This is a genomic window from Metaclostridioides mangenotii (genome assembly GCF_018917235.1).
Taxonomy (GTDB): Bacteria; Bacillota; Clostridia; order Peptostreptococcales; family Peptostreptococcaceae; genus Metaclostridioides.
This window is the reverse complement of record NZ_JAHLOF010000003.1, coordinates 274761-292683: the sequence shown is the minus strand read 5'-3', so window position 1 is coordinate 292683 and position 17923 is coordinate 274761. Positions and strand designations below refer to the sequence as shown.

Here is a 17923-nt window from a genome sequence, read left to right as displayed (position 1 = left end):
CAATAATTATATTTAGTTATTTTATTATTATAGATATATAATGTAATTAAATATAAAATTCGATAGAAGTAGTAGTTTAAGTTAGATGTAGAAAAATTTTTTTAGGAGAGAGGTTATCTTGTTGAAAGAAATTTTATTAGTAGAGGATGACAATGAATTGGCGACAGAGATTGCTATAGCTTTAGAAAAATGGGGATTTAAAGTTAGTTTGATAGATAACTTTGAAATGATTTTAGAGGAATTTGTAGAGAAAAAACCTCATGTAGTTATAATGGATATTAATTTACCTTCATTTAATGGTTTTTATTGGTGTGAGAAAATCCGAAAAATCTCTAATGTACCTATAATATTTTTATCATCAAGAGATTCAGATATGGATCTGATTATGGGGATAAATAACGGAGGAGATGACTATATTACAAAGCCATTTTCGATTGATGTTTTAGTAACTAAAATTAATGGAATAATACGAAGAGCTTATGATTACAGTGAATCAAGTAACCTCATCTACTATGATGAAATGATCTTTGATGTAGAAAAAGGGACAGTGAATCACAAAGGGAACAATATAGACCTTACAAAAAATGAGATTAGAGTACTAACTTTGCTACTTAAGAATAAAAATAAGGTAGTATCGAGAGAGAGCCTTATGATGTCTCTATGGGATAGTGACGAGTTTATAACGGATAATGCTCTTACTGTAAATGTAAATAGGTTGAGAGGAAAGTTTAAAGATATAGGATTTGATGATTTTATAAAAACTAAAAAGGGCATGGGGTACATAATCGAATGAGTATAATAAAATTTATAAAGTATAGGCTAAACTATATTATTCTTATATGTATTGTGATTGCCATAATTGATATATATCTTATTTCTCTAAATTCTTTTGTTAACAAATACATTGAACTTACTTATATCAATGTATTTGTACTTGCAATTATATTTACATTTATGTGTTTAGATTATTCTAAATGGAAATCAAAGTATAAGGATATATATAGATGCATTGAGGAAGAAAAGAATATAGGGAGACATTTAATTAAAGTAAATTCTTTTGAAGAAGAAATAATGATGGGAATAATATGTAATTTAAATAAAGAAAGTGATATTGAATTAAGCAAATACAAAACTGCAGCAAAAGAACTTGATGAATACATAGCGAAATGGGTTCACGAAATTAAAATTCCACTATCAGCGTTAAATATAATTTCAGAGAGAATTGAAAATCCAGATGATAGTATAAGTATAAAAAATGAAACAGAAAAAATGAATTTTTTAGTCAATTCTATATTGTATGGGAGTAGAGGAACTAGTTTGTCAGAAGATGTTTTTATATGTAAAGTGAATCTAGAAAGTTTAGTAAAAAAAGCTATTAAAAATAGTGCTTTCTTATTAATTAAAAATAACTTAGATGTAGAATTGAAGGATCTGAATTATGACATTTATACAGATACTAAATTAATACTATATGTATTTGATCAAATAATAAATAATGCTATAAAATATTCTAAAGAAAAAGGTAAAATAAAATTTAATTCTGTAAAAGAAGAGAACTGTGTAATCTTAAGCATGAAGGATTATGGTATCGGTATATATAAAGAAGATATAGGTAGAGTGTTCTATAAAGGGTTTACTGGTTCGAATGGTAGAGAACGAATTTATAAGTCTACAGGTATGGGACTTTACTTTTCAAAAAATATACTGGATAAGTTAGGCCATAAGGTAGAAGTATATTCAGAAAGAAATGCATATACTGAGTTTAAAATATACTTTTATAATATTTCGGATTATTTTATATAAAAAGATATCACTACTAGAAGTATGAGATAAGCATAAGATCTCTTTAAATAATTAGAATAAAAAACGATATTTATTAGTTAATTAGTTGACATAATGGTATAATAATATCTATTAATAAATAGTAAGGAATTCATATAAAATAATATAAATTCCGTATTATTGTTTTACATTTTTTATAAATAATGTGATATAAAAAATAGCTCTAAACTGTTACAAAAAAGGAGAATATTAATGTTATCAATTAAAAAAGCAAAACGTGAAGACAAAAATGAAGTAATGGCTATGGTAAAAGGATTTTACCAGAGTGATGCTGTTGAGCATGAAGTATCAATGAGTATATTAGAGAGAACATTTGATGATGCTACAAGTGAAGAAGAGCCTTTAGCACATGGAGTTGTTCTTTGGGATGACAATAAAATCATAGGATATGGATATTGGTCAGAAGGTTACTCATGTGAAGCTGGTGGAAGAATGGTTATGTTAGAAGAATTATTTATCAGACCTGAGTACAGAAGTAAAGGTCTTGGAAAGCAATTCTTTGATTTAGTATTTAAATCTCACCCAAATGCTGTTCGTTTCCGTTTAGAAGTTACAAAGAGTAATAAAAGAGCAAGTGCTTTATATGAAAGATTAGGATTTGAATATCTAAATTATGATCAAATGGTATATGATAGAAAATAATATATTAAACCATTTTCAGAAATATTTATTTTAATTATTTAATATAAAATTTAATTACTTATAATGTAGATATTTAATTTTAAAAAACAATTGTACTTGCAACGAAAACTAAAAAGTAGACTAAAGCATATACTTTAGTCTACTTAATTTAACACTGTCTATTTCATATAATTCTAACTTAATTAAATATAGTATTAAAATAAAATTAATAGTTAAGAATTAAGAAACTATTAATTTATATGTCACTAGGAGAAATACAATGATAGCAAAGAGAGTAAGACAATTTTTCATAAATATATCGGATAGAATGAATAAAAATGATATAAAGTATGTAAAAGAAAAGTTAAATGACAAAGAAGAAGAGTTATTTTTTAAACTTCTAAAATCCGAACAAAAGCATAGCGTTAGAATTGCAACAGATATTGAAAATTTAATCGATAGCAAAGAAATTAGAGATGAAGAATTAGTTTCAAATAAACAAAAGCTTATAAAAGTTGCACTTTTGCATGATGTAGGTAAGGCGAGAAAAAGATTAAATGTTATCGATAAGTCTATTATAGTAATCTTAGCAAAAATAACAAATCAAAAATTAAAAAACATAGAGTTTTCAGAAAAAGTTAAGTGTTATTACTTTCATAGTGAATACAGTTATGAGCTTTTAGAAGATATTATAAAAGATAAAGAAATACTATATATAATAAAAAATCATCATAATGATATAGATGATAAACTTATTAACTTTTTTCAAGCAGTAGATGATAAGAATTAATGACAAGTTAAATATGGATCAAAATAATTGACATATATATAATTTTATCTGATTATTTAGAAAAATTTATATGCTATACAATAAATTTATTGTATGGCTTTTTTTTATATGATAACATAGATTTATTAAGCTTAAATCAATTTTAAGGGGGACAACATACATTGAAATCTTTTCGTTTTGCAGTTAAGCAAATAGTTCCATTACTTTTTTCATACTTATTTGTTGGGATAGCATTTGGAGTTTTAATTAGTGAGGCAGGTTATTCTGTTATATGGTCTTTTTTCGCAGGGATGTTTATATATGCGGGATCCATGCAGATAGTGATGATTTCTCTAATGACGTCAGGGGTATCACTGTTTATGATTGCAATTATGACTTTTTTTATAAATGCAAGACATATTTTTTACGGAATTGGGTTCGTTGAGAAATTTAAAAAAATGGGATGGAAGTATCCTTATATGGCACTGACACTTACAGATGAGACATATTCAGTAATGTGTTCTTTAAAATATCCAGACGATGTTGATGAACAAAAAGTGGATTTTTATATTGCATCTGTGTGTCATATGTTATGGATATTTAGCTGTACTATTGGAGCGTTATTTGGGAAGATGCTTCCATTTGATTTAACAGGAATTGAATTTTCTGCTACTGCACTTTTTGTTACAGTTTGTGTAAACCAATGGAGACAATTCGAATCTCATATACCTGCTATAGCTGGTTTTATAAGCGCAATTATATTTCTTTTACTATTTGGAGCAGACAACTTTATACTTCCTGCACTATCAGTTAGTTTAATTGTATTAATAATTATGAAAGAAAAAATAAACAAGAAGACTGGAGGAGTAACGAATGACATTTAACTTTATATCATCTGTTGTAACGCTTGTTATAGTAGCACTTGTCACAGCTTTAACTCGTGGGATGCCATATCTACTTTTCGGTGGTAAAAAGGAAATACCATCTACAATTAAGTATCTTGGTACAGTGTTACCTGCATCAATTATGATAATATTAGTTGTATACTGTCTTAGAAACATTGATATTACATCTTTTCCATTTGGGCTTGCGGAACTTATTTCCGTAGCATTTGTTGCTTTATTACAGGTTAATAAAAAGAATACTATATTGAGTATACTTTTGGGAACAGCATGTTATATGATCTTGATTCGAACTGTCTTTCCCGTATAATAAACCTATAGATACTTTATTACAGGAGGGTTAATATGTCAGTAGACGTTGTAAGAGATTATTTTAAACAATTTGGTATGCAAGATAGAGTATTAGAATTTCCTATATCAAGCGCTACTGTAGAAGAAGCTGCTGAAGCGCTAAAATGTGAAGGTAAAAGGATTGCAAAGACTATGTCTTTTATGGTTGATAAAAAACCTATCTTGATAGTTATGGCAGGAGATGCTAAAGTCGACAATCCTAAATATAAGTCAAAGTTTAATAAAAAGGCAGTAATGGTAAAAGGTGATGAAGTAGAAAAACTTATTGGACATCCTTCGGGTGGAATATGTCCATTTGTAGTAAATAAAGGTATAAAAATATATTTAGATGAGTCATTAAAAAGATTTGATACAGTTTTTCCTGCTTGTGGTAGCCGAAATAGTGCAATAGAGCTTACAATAGAAGAGCTTGAGAAGTGTTCAGATTATGTTGAATGGGTAAATGTAGGTAAAGGCTGGGAATAATAGGATAGTAATCATTAAAAATATTAAATATTAAATATTAATTAGCGTGTTAAAAATTATTATAAAAAAGCCTGTTCAATTATTGATCAGGTTTTTTTAAGTAATCAATTGCATCGCTACCTACAACTTTAGCAGCTATAGTAAATGCTTTGTCATTGGTATAAAATTTAAGATGGTACTTATGAGGGTGTACACCATAATCTGGAAGTGATCAAAAATCTAGAAATATAGAAATATACTTTCTTTATTTTAAAATAATATTCTAAAATGATTGTCATATTTGGTCGATAGTGTTATCTTAAAAGTATTATAATTGTACTAAATTGTGTTAAACATAAAAGAATAGTTTATATTGGATAGGGAGGCGTTAAATTGTTAGAGTATTATAGACAGGTTAGAGATATAGATAAAAATAAAGTTGTAATAAATGCTGTAATTCTAAATGGAGATTTTGAAGGAGAAAAGGCTCTATGGAGTGACGGACAATATAAGTATAAAAGTAAAGATTTAGAAATATGGAGTAAGCTAGAGGAAAATATTAAAGATATAAAAAAAGCACAGAGCTTTGATATTGATGGATGTAGAGTATTTTGTGAGATTACAAACGGTCAAAACAATCTTATAATTTGTGGTGCGGGTCATATTTCTATTCCACTAATAAAAGTAGGTAAAATGGTTGGATTTAATGTTACCGTTATAGATGATAGATCTAAGTTTACAAATAATGTGTTAAAAAATACAGATGCGGATAATGTGATATGTAATAATTTTATGTCTGCATTGGACAGTGTCGAGGATAATGTTAACAACTATTATGTAATAGTTACACGAGGTCATAGATACGATCAAGACTGCTTAACAAAAGTTCTCAGAAGACCGAATTCATATATTGGTATGATAGGAAGCAAATTGAGAGTAAAAAAAGTTAAAGAATTAGTTATCGAACAAGGATTTACAAAAGAGGAACTAGATAATATTTATTCACCAATTGGTCTAAAAATAGGAGCTGAGACTCCAGAGGAAATCTCAATTTCGATTATGGCAGAAATTATTCAAGTTAAAAGTAAGGGGAACAGTAACAGCGGAATAAACAAAGAATTATTGAGCGCAATATTGACTGAAGATAAAATTAAGATGAAAATGGCAATGATTACTATTATTAGCAGAAGAGGATCGGCACCTAGAAATGTTGGTTCTAAGATGTTAGTCTTTGAAGATGGAACGTTCCTTGGTAGTATCGGTGGAGGCTGTGCAGAAGCAGAGGTATTTAACGATGCAATAAGTTCTATAAAAAAACAAAAGAGCTTAATAAAAGAGGTCGATATGACTGGGAACTCTTATGAAGATGAAGGAATGGTTTGTGGTGGATTTATAGAAGTTTTTATAGATCCTGTTAAGATGTAAATTAAAACACAGAATAATATTATTATTTAATTACATTATTTGTAATATTTTCAATAAAGGATAATAAAGAATATAAAAAGATAAAAAGTTATGAAATATAAATAAATACCCTAATCAAGTTGTTTTGACACAGCATGATTGGGGTATTTATTTTAAAGTTAATAGACTAATAAATTAATCAATAAATAAGCAATTATAGAGTAAGTTATAAGAACATTTAAACATTTAGAAATAATTTTATTGGAAGGAATGAGATAGATGAATCAAGAAAAAATGCCAATGATATTTGTTGGACATGGATCACCGATGAATGCAATTGAAGACAATAAGTACACAAGAGGGTGGAGAGAAGTAGCAAAAAAATTACCGAGACCTAAAGCAATACTTGCTATTTCTGCACATTGGTATACCAAAGGTACAAGGATTCAAGATGAAGAGTACCCTAAGATGATTTATGATATGTATGGTTTTCCTAAAAATCTTTACGAGGTAGTGTATCCAGCTAGAGGTTCAGCTGAATATGCGCAGAAAACTATTGAGTTAATTAAAAATCCTGTTATAATAGACAATTCCTGGGGGCTAGATCACGGTACATGGTCAGTGCTTGTTAGAATGTACCCTGGTGCCAATATACCAGTATACCAATTAAGTATAGATGGATATGTCAACAGTAGAGAGCATTTTGAAATTGGCAAATATTTAAAAGAACTTAGAAACCAAGGAGTACTAATACTTGCAAGTGGAGATGTAGTCCATAATTTAGGTAAAATTAGTTATATCGATGACGGGTTCACTTGGGCAGAAGAGTTTGATTCATATATAAAGGAATCTATTTTAAATAGAGAGTTTGAAAATGTAGTAAACTATGAAAATCATGAACTAGCAGAACTAGCTGTTCCTACGCCAGATCATTTTTATCCGCTATTATATACTTTAGGAGCTTGTGATGATAATGATGAAATTGAGGTATTTAATGAAGGTTGTTTATCTGGGAGCTTGTCTATGACTAGTTATTTATTTAAATAAAATAAGTTTTTGAGTCCTTTTTAAATAAGGGACTTTTTGTTTGCATAAAAATCACGAAGACTATACAGCTATAATCATAAAAAATACGACAAAAATTATATTATTTTTGAAATTAAAATTTTTACTACAAAAAAATGCTATTTCACAACATTTACAACATAAATTAAATCTTTTTATTATATATTCGTATATAAGTAAAAATTAATTGTGTAAATTTTTATTATTATAAAAAAAGGGGTGTCAATAGTATGGTTTTTATTTTTAAAAAATTTAAAAAGAAATTTTTCGTATTATTACTTATAAATGCTTTATTTTTTAGTAGCATTTGCTCAGTTTATTCATTGGATAGTTTAGAAAGTTCTGTAGAGAATAATATTTCACAGACTAATCAAACTTCTAAAGTTGAATCAGAATATTTGATTCCTGATTTGCAGCTTAGAATGATAATAAATTCTAAACTCGGAAAAAAAGGTGAAGATCTAAAAACATATTCTGCTAGTCTAGAGGAGCTAGAAAATTTAACAATTTCATTAGATTTTTCATGGAATCAAAATATTTATCCAAATATAAATCCTTTAGAATCTTATATTCAATTTGAATCTTTGGAAGGACTAGAATATTTGAAAAATGTAAAAAATATTAGGTTTCTTCGCACTATTATACCAACAGATGGAATTGAAAACATTTCAAAAATGGCATCACTAGAAGATCTTAATATTAATTCAAGTTTTTTTGACGGAGAAGATGCAACAACGGCCGTACTTAATATAGGTATAAATGGACGGCAGATAGAAGATAAAAAAATAATACCTATTTCTAATAAAGTTGATTTAGGGCCTATAGCAAATTTAAATAATTTAAAGTCATTTAAGTTTAATATAAATGGATTTCAAGAAAATAGCCCGTATTCTTATTCTTTAAGAACTAACTTTTCATTATCTGGTCTGTCTAAAGCTGTAAACTTAAAAGAGCTGGAATTATCTTATTTAGCTGATGTTGACGATAGAAATTTTGAATGGATTACTTCTCTTGCAAAATTAACAAGATTATCGATAACAGATTCTCCACTTGAAAGTGTGGAATCAATTTCCAAGCTTCAAAATCTAACTAACTTAAACATTAATGCTACTTATGTAACAGACTTTTCTCCTATAATTGATAAGGATTACTTCAAAGGGGCTAGTTATATGAAGTATAGGTTTAATACACAGTACTTTGAAAATATAGCTGAAAATGGAGAGAATTTAAAAGTAATTGATTTAGATCATACATTTAATTTTGGAAAGGGTAGTATTACAAATTTTACTACAATGCAAAATTATTTGGGATCATTTAACATTTATAATTACAAATTTACTGATAATGGTCTTTCTGTATCTCTTAAGCTAAATGAGAGAAAAGAAATAAATGCTTATAATTATGTAACTGGTAAATGGGAGGATAAAACTTTAGGGATAGTCTTTGGATTTAATGGTACAACGGAAGATGGTAAACAAATATCTTATCTACCTATAATAGTTCCGATTGGGAATAAGATCACTTTCGATAGTAACTATGAAAATGGTCCTAAAGAAGTTGTCAATGTAGAGCCTTTAAATAAAGTAATACCAGTCAAAATGACTAGATCAGCATATACACTAGAGGGATGGTATACAGATAAAGAAACAACATCTCCATTTGATTTTAAAACAGATGTAAATGATAATCTTATATTATATGCTAAGTGGAAAAAACAAACAGGTGGCGGAGGCGGTGGAACAGTAGACCCACCAGTAAATCCACCGGTACCATCTAAAACTGTTATATTAGCAAGTGGAGAGAAATATACAGATGTACTTACAGCAACAGTACTAGGAAACGAAAAGAATGCTCCTATACTGCTTACTCAAAAAGACAAAGTAGACGATAAGACTTTAGCAGAATTAAAAAGACTAAGTGCAGAATATATAATAATCTCAGGAGGAGTAGATTCGGTATCACAAAAAGTAGTTGAACAGTTGAAAAGCTACAATGTTACAAGGATAGCAGGGACTGATAGATACGAAACTGCTTCAAAAATAGGAGCTGAAGTTAGAAAGACAGGAAATAAGACTGGGGCTATGCTAGTAGATGGAACAAACTTCCCAGATGTAATAGCAATCTCAAGTTTAGCGTCACAAAAAAGGGTTCCAATACTTTTAACTGAACCAAAAACACTTAATAATACGACTCAAGATACTTTAAAATCCTGGGGAGTAAACGATGTAATTATAGGTGGTGGATATAACTCTGTATCAAGAGATATAGAAAATAACCTAGGAATAAGTAAAGTAAGTAGATTTGGAGGGGAAGATAGATATGAAACTGCTGGACTTATTGGATCGGAAGTAAGGGAGTTAACAGGAAACGATGATGATATGATACTAGTAGATGGCACAAACTTCCCAGATGGTATCACAATAAATAGTTTAGCTACTAATTTTAAATCTCCGATAATGCTTACTGAGCCAGAACATTTAAATCATGTAACAGACGAAAAGATAAAAGAATGGTCTATCAAAAATATACTAATAGGCGGAGGATATAACTCAGTTTCACAAGATATAGAAAATAAATTAGGTGTAAACCGTAAGGAGAGAGTATTCGGGCAGGATAGATATGAAACAGCAGTAAAAATATCACAAAGACTTTCACAAGGCAATATTGCTAAAGGAAGTAAGTAGATAAATAAAAAGTTGTCTCAAAGTTAACTTTGAGACAACTTTTTTATTTTGTTACATCAATATTATTTCTTTAAAGCAAGGCTAGTTTTTACAATCAGCTTACATCTGTTAAAAAATAACTAAAAAATGGGGATGTTGATAAATACAACTATTGTAAATTTAAAGTCGAGGTATCTTCATCTATTTAAATAAGTATTTATACTATATTAAACATTCCCTTTTAAATCATTAAAAACCTTCACTATATCTTTATAGCAACAAGTTTTTTTAGGATTATTAACAGCGCAGTTGCTATTAAGCATAGCTCCAGTTTCCTTAATTACATCTTCTACAGTATCAGCTCCATTTTGCATTGCTTTAAATATATTTTCTCTTGTAACATTATTGCAGTAACAGACTTTTTCATTACAATCTTCATTATGCAATTTATACACTTCCTTAGATTTAGATTATGGTTTATATATAAATGTTTATGTTTTTATAATATAAATTATATCTATTGATGTCAAAGTATTTCGCTTATCAGTATATAAAAAATATATCTTAAGTCTACAAATTATAAATATAGATTTTATGTTTAAAATTTAGAAAATATAGATAATATGCTATTTATAACCTTACATTTTCGTAATATAATGTGATTTAACTTAATAAAATTAAGGAATGTGATATAATACAATACAAATAATAATTATACAAAGGAGGTTAAGTATGGACGGTTATATTTTTCCAATAAAGATAGCATTTATAACATTTCCTTTTTTAGCGATACTATTCACATTACCGTTTGCAATATTTCAATATAGAAAATACGGTTATATTAATAAGTTTAGAGTTTTAATTTTGTATTCGTTTTTACTATTTTTATTGACTGCTTATTATCTAGTTATACTTCCATTGCCTAATACAAGAGATGTACTGAGTTTACAATCACCTGGAACACAACATGTACAATTAGTACCATTCAAATTTATTAGTGATTTTCTTAGTGAAACTTCATTGAAATTTAATAAACCATCAACATTTATTTATATATTAAAAGAAAGAGCTTTTTTACAAGCTGCTTTTAATGCGATTATATTGTTACCACTTGGAATTTTTTTAAAATATTATTTTAAGAGAAGTCTAAAACAGACTCTTATTATTACATTTTTAGTATCACTATTCTTTGAGTTGACACAATTAACAGGGCTATACGGAATTTATAATGCCCCTTACAGAATATTTGATGTAGATGATTTAATGTTAAATACATTGGGTGGATTTATTGGTTATTCAATAGCCCCATTATTCAGTTATGTTCTTCCTAAAACTGATAATTTAGATGGTGAAATAGATATTGAAAATCTTGAAGTGGGCTATATTAAAAGATTCTTTGCTTATTTCATAGATTGGGCTATTCTTGGATTTATTCCTAATATAAAGACACATATTTCGATTCAAATAATTACTGTTTTTATTTATTTTATTTTAATAGCTTACTTAACTAATGGTAAAACAATAGGAAAATTATTAGTTGGAATTAAGGTAAAAGGTAAAAATGATAAAATAACGTTTAGAGAACTATTTATTAGATATGGGATACTTTACTATGGAGTATTTGGAATTAATAAACTACTTTTAAAAATACAAGACTTAAATCAATATTTTTACAAGAATTATATAATAGTAATTTTTATTATACTACTTGCATATAACTTATTTATATTTATTAATTTTTCATATTGTGTATTTAAAAAAAATAAGACACTTTTTTATGAGAAATATAGTGGAACTAAAAATGTAAATATAAAGAGAAAAAATAGCTAGACTAGGTTATCACCTAGTCTTTTTTTATTTAAAAATAAACTAAAAGAAGTGTATAAGTGGTAACGATCAATTTCTAATAATATATTGTCAGTTTTAGTCTTTAAAGTAAATTGACAAAAATTTGATTATGATATTTATTATAAAATATGTTAAATCTAAATAATAAGGGTATATATAAAGCAACACAATAAATATTATTTGGAAGGTGATTTGAATGAGTTTATTCGATTTTAAAGATAGAGTAGCAGTAATAGCCGGAGCATCAAGTGGTTTAGGAGCAGATGCAGCAAGAGCGTTTGCCGAACATGGAGCAAGTGTAGCAATTTTAGCTCGTAGAAAAGATAGATTAGATGAACTAGCAGATGAAATAAATGCAAAGGGCGTTGGAAAAGTTTTTGCAGTTCAATGTGACGTATCGGATGAAGAAAGTGTAAAAAATGCAGTAGAAACAATCGTTGATCATTACGGAAAAATAGATATACTTTTTAATAATGCGGGAGTAGCAGTTGGAGGAAGCGTAGAGACTCTAAGTGATGAGGATTGGGATAAGGCCATAAATGTCAACCTTAAAGGGATAATACACATGAGTAAATATGTAATTCCAGTAATGAAAGAAAATAAGTATGGAAGAATAATAAATACAGCCTCAATTAATGCGATCTTAGCAGATAAGCCAGAAGCATTATGGAGACATTCATATAATACAACTAAAGCGGGAGTAATTGGATTAACAAAAGGAATGGCAGCTTCGTATACACAATACGGTATTACAGTAAATGCTGTTTGTCCTGGATTATTCGAATCAGAAATGACAGCCAATACATTATTTAAGGCTCAAGACTTCTTAAATATGTACAATGCACTTTGCCCAGCAGGAAGACCAGCATCTAGAGGAGAACTAAACGGACCACTTTTATTCTTCGCTTCCGAAGGTGCTTCATATGTTAGTGGTCAGTATCTACTAGTTGATGGTGGATTCTCAATAGTTTAGGGATTGTAAGGAAAAAAATTGTTTATAGCCTAAATTTATTTATAGAAGAAATTATAAAATACCCACAGAGTCTAAAGGATCTTTGGGTATTTTATTTTGAAGATAAAATATAACACTTCTTCTTTATTACAATATAAAGTCTTTAGTCATAGTTATACAAACAAAATCATATATAATCTTAAGAAACAGAAAGGAGATTAACAATGGTAAGTGAAGAAAGATATGTTATTTTATCTCTTGAATTACATCTATTTTTTGCGCGTATAATGAAAGAACATGCGATCTTTTTAGAGGCAAGCTTTACTCCAAAAGATTTTGATATGTCACAGATGGCAGATCACTTTAAACAACAATTTGAAGGATTGTTAGACCAAGTAGTTAGGTTTGGAAATGGTGTTGTAAGAAGCGATGTACTTACATCAGGAGAAATAATTACGGAATATACACTTGGAAGTGAGCAAAAAACAGAAAATTTCACAGGAATAACTATTAATAAAAATATTACGTTGATGGAAGCTCAGTTACATAGTAGTACAAACCCTAATATCACTCCAAATTTTTATCAAAATATTAAACAATTAAATACTAATGCTAGAATGCTGGTTGAGTCTTTTATAAATTTTAAATCTATGGTGTTAAATCAAGTTCTTTCTTGCAATATAACAACATCAAATTATCCACTTATGCTTCAACATTTATTGCATGAATCTCAAATGTACAGTGATCAACTTATGATGTTAGAAAATGGAGAAGATATAGAAAACCCTGATGTAAAGAAAACTGAAAGGTTTTGGGATAAGATAATGATGGAACATGCGCTTTTTATAAGAGGAATGTTAGACCCAACAGAAATCAAATTAATTAATTCCGCAAATGATTTTGCCAGAGTTTACAGTGAAATAATAAATAGATTAGATCAAGCTGCTAATACATTGATAAATAGTATAACTGGTGAAACATTAGATGAAACTGTAAAATTTAGAGATTTCAAGGAATCAGGAGTTAAAGGAATTAATGAATGTAAAATTCGTTCAATAATTCAGCCTCTACTTGCAGATCATGTATTAAGAGAAGCCAACAACTATATCAGAATTTTAAAAATTATGGATTAATATTAAAATTACTTGATTTTATATATATATAAAAATTAAAATAATGGTGATATCCTACGATATCACCATTATTTTAATTTTGAGTGTAATAGTAATAACTTTATAGGCATATATTTTCTTAAGACAAAGAAAGGAGATTTACAATGATTAATGATCAAAATTATGTTATTTTATCCCTTGAACTGCATTTATATTTTGGACGAATAATGAAAGAACACTCACTTTTTTTAGAAGCTGGATTTACACCTAAAAATAAAGACTATTCTGATATAGCTGATAATTATAGACAACAATTTGAAAGATTGTTGGAATATACAGTTCAGTTAAGTAACGGAATTATTAGTAGAGATGCTCTGTCTTCTGGGGAAATAATTACTGATTTTACACTAGGCAGTGAACAAAAAACAGAGAATTTTACAGGCATACCGATTAATAAAAATATTACCATCAGGGAATCTCAGTTACAAAGTGGTAATAATCCAAATATTACACCTGAACTAATGCAAAGTGTAATGGTGCTTAACTCTAATGCAAGAATGCTATTAGATGGTTTAATTAATTTTAAGATTATGATATTAAATAACGTCTTATCTTGTAATATATTTACAATGAACTATCCTTTATTAATAGACCATATCTTACGTGAAGCTCAAATGTATAATACACTTTTAATGAACATAGAAAACAGAGAAGAGATCAACGCTGATGTTAAGGAAATGGAGCTTTTCTGGGATCAGATAATGATGGAACATGCAATGTTTATAAGAGGATTGCTTGATCCAACAGAAAATGATTTAATAAACACCGCCAATGATTATGCTAAACAATATAATGATTTGTTAAATAGCGCTAGAGCTGCTAATGAAGCTACTTTACCAAGTGTTACGAATCAAACACTGACTGAAACTATAAAATATAGAGATTTTAAAGCTGCTGGAACCGAAGGTATAGCAGAATGTAAAATTAGATCTATTATACTACCACTTTTAGCAGACCATGTTTTACGTGAAGCTAATCACTATATAAGACTTTTAAACGAGACAAAATAAGTTAGGATAAAACTCCCGTACCATTCATAATTTATTCATAAAAGTTGATTAATATTAAATTAAGAATTAAATTAAGGGAGTGTTTTAAGTGAAAAAATCATTAATAGGTACATTAGGATTAGGATTAGTATTAGGAGCTTTCGGTATGAATGTTTTTGCAAATGATAATACATCAGTAAGTGACCAAATATACAATAACAATGTGGCAACAATTAGTGCTGACCAAGATAACGCTCAAAATAATGCACAATTTGAAACTCTGTATCAGAAAGCAGATAAAATAGAAACATTGGATAGTAACCAATATACAAATGGGCAAAATAACAAAAATCAATATCAATATAGAAATAATCAAAGATATAATAACAATAACGGAAACTACAGGGGCGACTGTAATGGAGCAGGAAATTGTCGTCGTTAGATTTATTAAAATTTTTTATGAACACCTACATATGTAGGTGTTTTTTATTTTAAAATTTAATAAAAAATTCATAAAGTATCAACAATTATATGATATATTTGATTTAAGAATCCTATATAGAAAGTCGAGGGAGAAGAATGTTTAATGTACTTATAGTAGATGATGAAGCTAAAATAACTGAGGTCGTAAAGGCCTATCTAGATAAAGAAGGATATAATTGCATAGTAGCGAATAACGGATCACAAGCGATTGATTATTTTTATAAAAATGAAATTGATATTGTGATTTTAGATAGAATGTTGCCTGATATAACTGGAGAGGAGATTTGTAAAAAAATAAGAGAAACATCTAATGTTCATATAATTATGCTTACAGCAAAAATAGAGGATGAAGATAAAATTGAAGGGTTCTACACTGGTTGTGATGATTATGTATGTAAACCATTTAATGTGAAGGAACTTGTCCTAAGAGTTAAAGCTGTTTTAAGAAAAATTGATAACTCACATAAAAATACATTAATATTTGAAGACGAGTTAGAAATAAATACTACGTCCCATGAAGTGAAAGTAAGAGGTGAAATTGTTACTCTTACAAATACTGAATATAAGATATTATTGCTTTTAGCTAAAAATCCAAAAAGAATATTTGATCGAGAGCTACTGCTTGAGCTTACCATTGATGAACACTACGAAAAGCTTGATAGGATAATAGATGCCCATATTAAAAACTTACGACAAAAAATTGAAAAAGATACGAAAAAATCAAAAATTATACAAACTGTATATGGGGTAGGTTATAAATTTGGACTACAGGAGTAAGAAGACAAGTTTAAACAAAAGATTAATAATAACTTTAGTTTCAGTAATATTATTAGTTGTGGTAGCGATAGGGGTATCTATAAATAAGGTTTTTCAAAAGAAATTCGGAGATTATATAACTAAAAATTACGATAAAGAAGTCTCTGTAATGCTAAATTCTATAGAATCCGGATATAAAGACAATAAATGGGATGTAATGAGTATTAAAAAAATGGGAGATATTGCGATCAGTAAAGGTATATTTGTTGAAGTATACGACCAAGATAAAAATTTGGTTTGGGGAGCAATGCAAAGCAATAGAAGTAGATGTCATGAAGTCATGGGAAGTATCAGGAACAATATGAATAATATGCATAATAATTGGGATGGTGATTATACAGTAGAATTACATGAGCTATATGATGGAAGTCAGAAACCGATTGGAATCGCAAGTGTTGGATCTTATGGATCACTGTATTATATGGACAATGACGTAAATTTTTTAAATGAGATAAATAAAATAATTGCAATATTAGGGATTGTTATGACAATAATTACAATAATGATAGCTATTCTTATTGCAAATAAAATTTCAAGACCAATAGAGATCGTATCAAATATGGCAAATGAGATGGGAAAGGGTGGATATAAGCAGAAGTTAGAATATGAGAGCAATATATCTGAGATTGATAAGCTTATTTCTTCGATTAATGAACTAGCATATAAGTTAGATGAACAGGAAAATTTGAGGAAGAGACTAACTACAGATGTCGCTCATGAACTCAGGACTCCACTTACAAATATACAGACACATATCGAGGCAATGATAGATGGAATATGGGAGCCAAGCAATGAGAGATTAAACAGTGTAAATGAAGAAGTTATAAGGCTTACACATCTAGTCAATGAACTAAAAAATCTAGCCAAATTTGATAGTGAGAAAAGTAAACTGGAATTAAGTGAAGTAGACGTAGCTGGTATTATTAAAAATACGATCTACAATAATCAAGCGAGTGCCTTAGAAAAAAACATAAACATAACATCAGATATTGAAGATATCACCACTTATTTAGACAAAGAAAAGATTACTCAAGTTGTGTTAAATTTACTATCAAATGCTATTAGATATACAAATGAGTATGGAAATATAAATATAAGAGCATATAGGGATAATAATGATATAAAGATTCATATAAAGGACGATGGTATTGGAATACCTAATGACAAAATGAATTATATTTTTGAAAGATTTTATAGAATAGATGAATCTCGAAGCAAGGATACTGGTGGTATCGGAGTAGGTCTTACTATTGTAAAGTCAATTGTGGATTTACATGGTGGAAGTATATATGTTAATAGTGTAGAAGGTAAAGGCAGTGAATTTGTAGTTGTAATTCCTGAAATTGATAAATTATAGAATTACACATGTAGTTTTTAATTATAAAAAATTTAATATGCCAAAAATATATAATATTCAACAAACGGGAATTAAAATTATGAACATATTAATTTTAATTCCCGTCAATTAGTTTAGTGTATGAATTCTTACAAGATAATTTGCATATATTGGAAAAAATATTTAGAATTATATTTATAAGTTAAAAATTCTTTAGATAAGAAATCTAGAAAAATATAAAAACTTAAAAAATTTAAATTATAGGA

General features: G+C 28.2%; 18 protein-coding genes. 17 read left to right on the top strand and 1 reads right to left on the bottom strand.

Annotated elements, in window-relative coordinates; genetic code table 11:
- Positions 1–121 precede the first annotated feature (121 nt).
- From KQI18_RS06755 to KQI18_RS06710, 10 genes are all read left to right on the top strand, one after another.
- Positions 122–793, top strand: coding sequence for a response regulator transcription factor (locus tag KQI18_RS06755; protein WP_216467020.1), 672 nt, complete (start codon positions 122–124; stop codon positions 791–793).
- Positions 790–1803, top strand: a complete 1014-nt coding sequence (locus tag KQI18_RS06750; protein ID WP_216467019.1) for a sensor histidine kinase — start codon at positions 790–792, stop codon at positions 1801–1803. Before KQI18_RS06755 ends, KQI18_RS06750 begins: the two co-directional genes overlap by 4 nt.
- 231 nt (positions 1804–2034) lie before the next feature.
- Positions 2035–2484 (top strand): GNAT family N-acetyltransferase, encoded by a 450-nt coding sequence (locus KQI18_RS06745; RefSeq protein ID WP_216467018.1) that lies wholly within the window; start codon positions 2035–2037, stop codon positions 2482–2484.
- 259 nt (positions 2485–2743) lie between these two features.
- Positions 2744–3253 carry an HDIG domain-containing metalloprotein gene (locus KQI18_RS06740; protein ID WP_216467017.1) on the top strand — a complete coding sequence of 170 codons (510 nt, stop codon included), beginning with the start codon at positions 2744–2746 and terminating at the stop codon, positions 3251–3253.
- Positions 3254–3414: 161 nt separating this feature from the next.
- Positions 3415–4116, top strand: a complete 702-nt coding sequence (locus KQI18_RS06735) for an AzlC family ABC transporter permease (protein ID WP_216467016.1) — start codon at positions 3415–3417, stop codon at positions 4114–4116.
- The gene (locus tag KQI18_RS06730) at positions 4106–4444 is read left to right on the top strand and encodes a branched-chain amino acid transporter permease (RefSeq protein WP_216467015.1); all 339 of its coding nucleotides are present in this window, start codon (positions 4106–4108) and stop codon (positions 4442–4444) included. Before KQI18_RS06735 ends, KQI18_RS06730 begins: the two co-directional genes overlap by 11 nt.
- A 35-nt stretch (positions 4445–4479) precedes the next feature.
- Positions 4480–4950: a YbaK/EbsC family protein gene (locus KQI18_RS06725; protein ID WP_216467014.1), complete on the top strand. Its 471-nt coding sequence runs from the start codon at positions 4480–4482 to the stop codon at positions 4948–4950.
- Between the two features lie 372 nt (positions 4951–5322).
- On the top strand, positions 5323–6354 hold the full coding sequence (locus KQI18_RS06720; protein ID WP_216467013.1) for an XdhC family protein: 1032 nt from the start codon (positions 5323–5325) through the stop codon (positions 6352–6354).
- A gap of 258 nt (positions 6355–6612) precedes the next feature.
- Positions 6613–7380 carry a 4,5-DOPA dioxygenase extradiol gene (gene ygiD, locus KQI18_RS06715; protein WP_216467012.1) on the top strand — a complete coding sequence of 256 codons (768 nt, stop codon included), beginning with the start codon at positions 6613–6615 and terminating at the stop codon, positions 7378–7380.
- 248 nt (positions 7381–7628) lie between these two features.
- Entirely contained in the window at positions 7629–10082 is a 2454-nt protein-coding gene (locus KQI18_RS06710; RefSeq protein ID WP_216467011.1) for a cell wall-binding repeat-containing protein, read from the top strand.
- Positions 10083–10288: 206 nt separating this feature from the next.
- On the opposite strand, the gene KQI18_RS06705 is transcribed toward KQI18_RS06710, so the two are convergent.
- Positions 10289–10507 (bottom strand): (2Fe-2S)-binding protein, encoded by a 219-nt coding sequence (locus tag KQI18_RS06705; protein ID WP_216467010.1) that lies wholly within the window; start codon positions 10505–10507, stop codon positions 10289–10291.
- A gap of 286 nt (positions 10508–10793) precedes the next feature.
- On the opposite strand from KQI18_RS06705, the gene KQI18_RS06700 reads away from it, so the two are divergent.
- The 7 genes from KQI18_RS06700 (at position 10794) to KQI18_RS06670 (ending at position 17678) form a co-directional block, all read left to right on the top strand.
- On the top strand, positions 10794–11891 hold the full coding sequence (locus KQI18_RS06700; protein WP_216467009.1) for a VanZ family protein: 1098 nt from the start codon (positions 10794–10796) through the stop codon (positions 11889–11891).
- Positions 11892–12105: 214 nt separating this feature from the next.
- Complete coding sequence (locus KQI18_RS06695; RefSeq protein WP_216467008.1) at positions 12106–12882, top strand: SDR family NAD(P)-dependent oxidoreductase; 777 nt, start codon at positions 12106–12108, stop codon at positions 12880–12882.
- A 203-nt stretch (positions 12883–13085) separates the two neighbouring features.
- Positions 13086–13994 (top strand): DUF2935 domain-containing protein, encoded by a 909-nt coding sequence (locus KQI18_RS06690; RefSeq protein WP_216467007.1) that lies wholly within the window; start codon positions 13086–13088, stop codon positions 13992–13994.
- A gap of 143 nt (positions 13995–14137) precedes the next feature.
- Complete coding sequence (locus KQI18_RS06685; protein WP_216467006.1) at positions 14138–15043, top strand: DUF2935 domain-containing protein; 906 nt, start codon at positions 14138–14140, stop codon at positions 15041–15043.
- A gap of 88 nt (positions 15044–15131) precedes the next feature.
- Positions 15132–15464 carry a hypothetical protein gene (locus KQI18_RS06680; protein WP_216467005.1) on the top strand — a complete coding sequence of 111 codons (333 nt, stop codon included), beginning with the start codon at positions 15132–15134 and terminating at the stop codon, positions 15462–15464.
- A 137-nt stretch (positions 15465–15601) separates the two neighbouring features.
- Entirely contained in the window at positions 15602–16282 is a 681-nt protein-coding gene (locus KQI18_RS06675; RefSeq protein ID WP_216467004.1) for a response regulator transcription factor, read from the top strand.
- Positions 16266–17678 (top strand): sensor histidine kinase, encoded by a 1413-nt coding sequence (locus tag KQI18_RS06670; RefSeq protein WP_216467003.1) that lies wholly within the window; start codon positions 16266–16268, stop codon positions 17676–17678. The genes KQI18_RS06675 and KQI18_RS06670 overlap by 17 nt, the downstream gene beginning before the upstream one ends.
- The last annotated feature ends 245 nt before the right edge of the window (positions 17679–17923 follow it).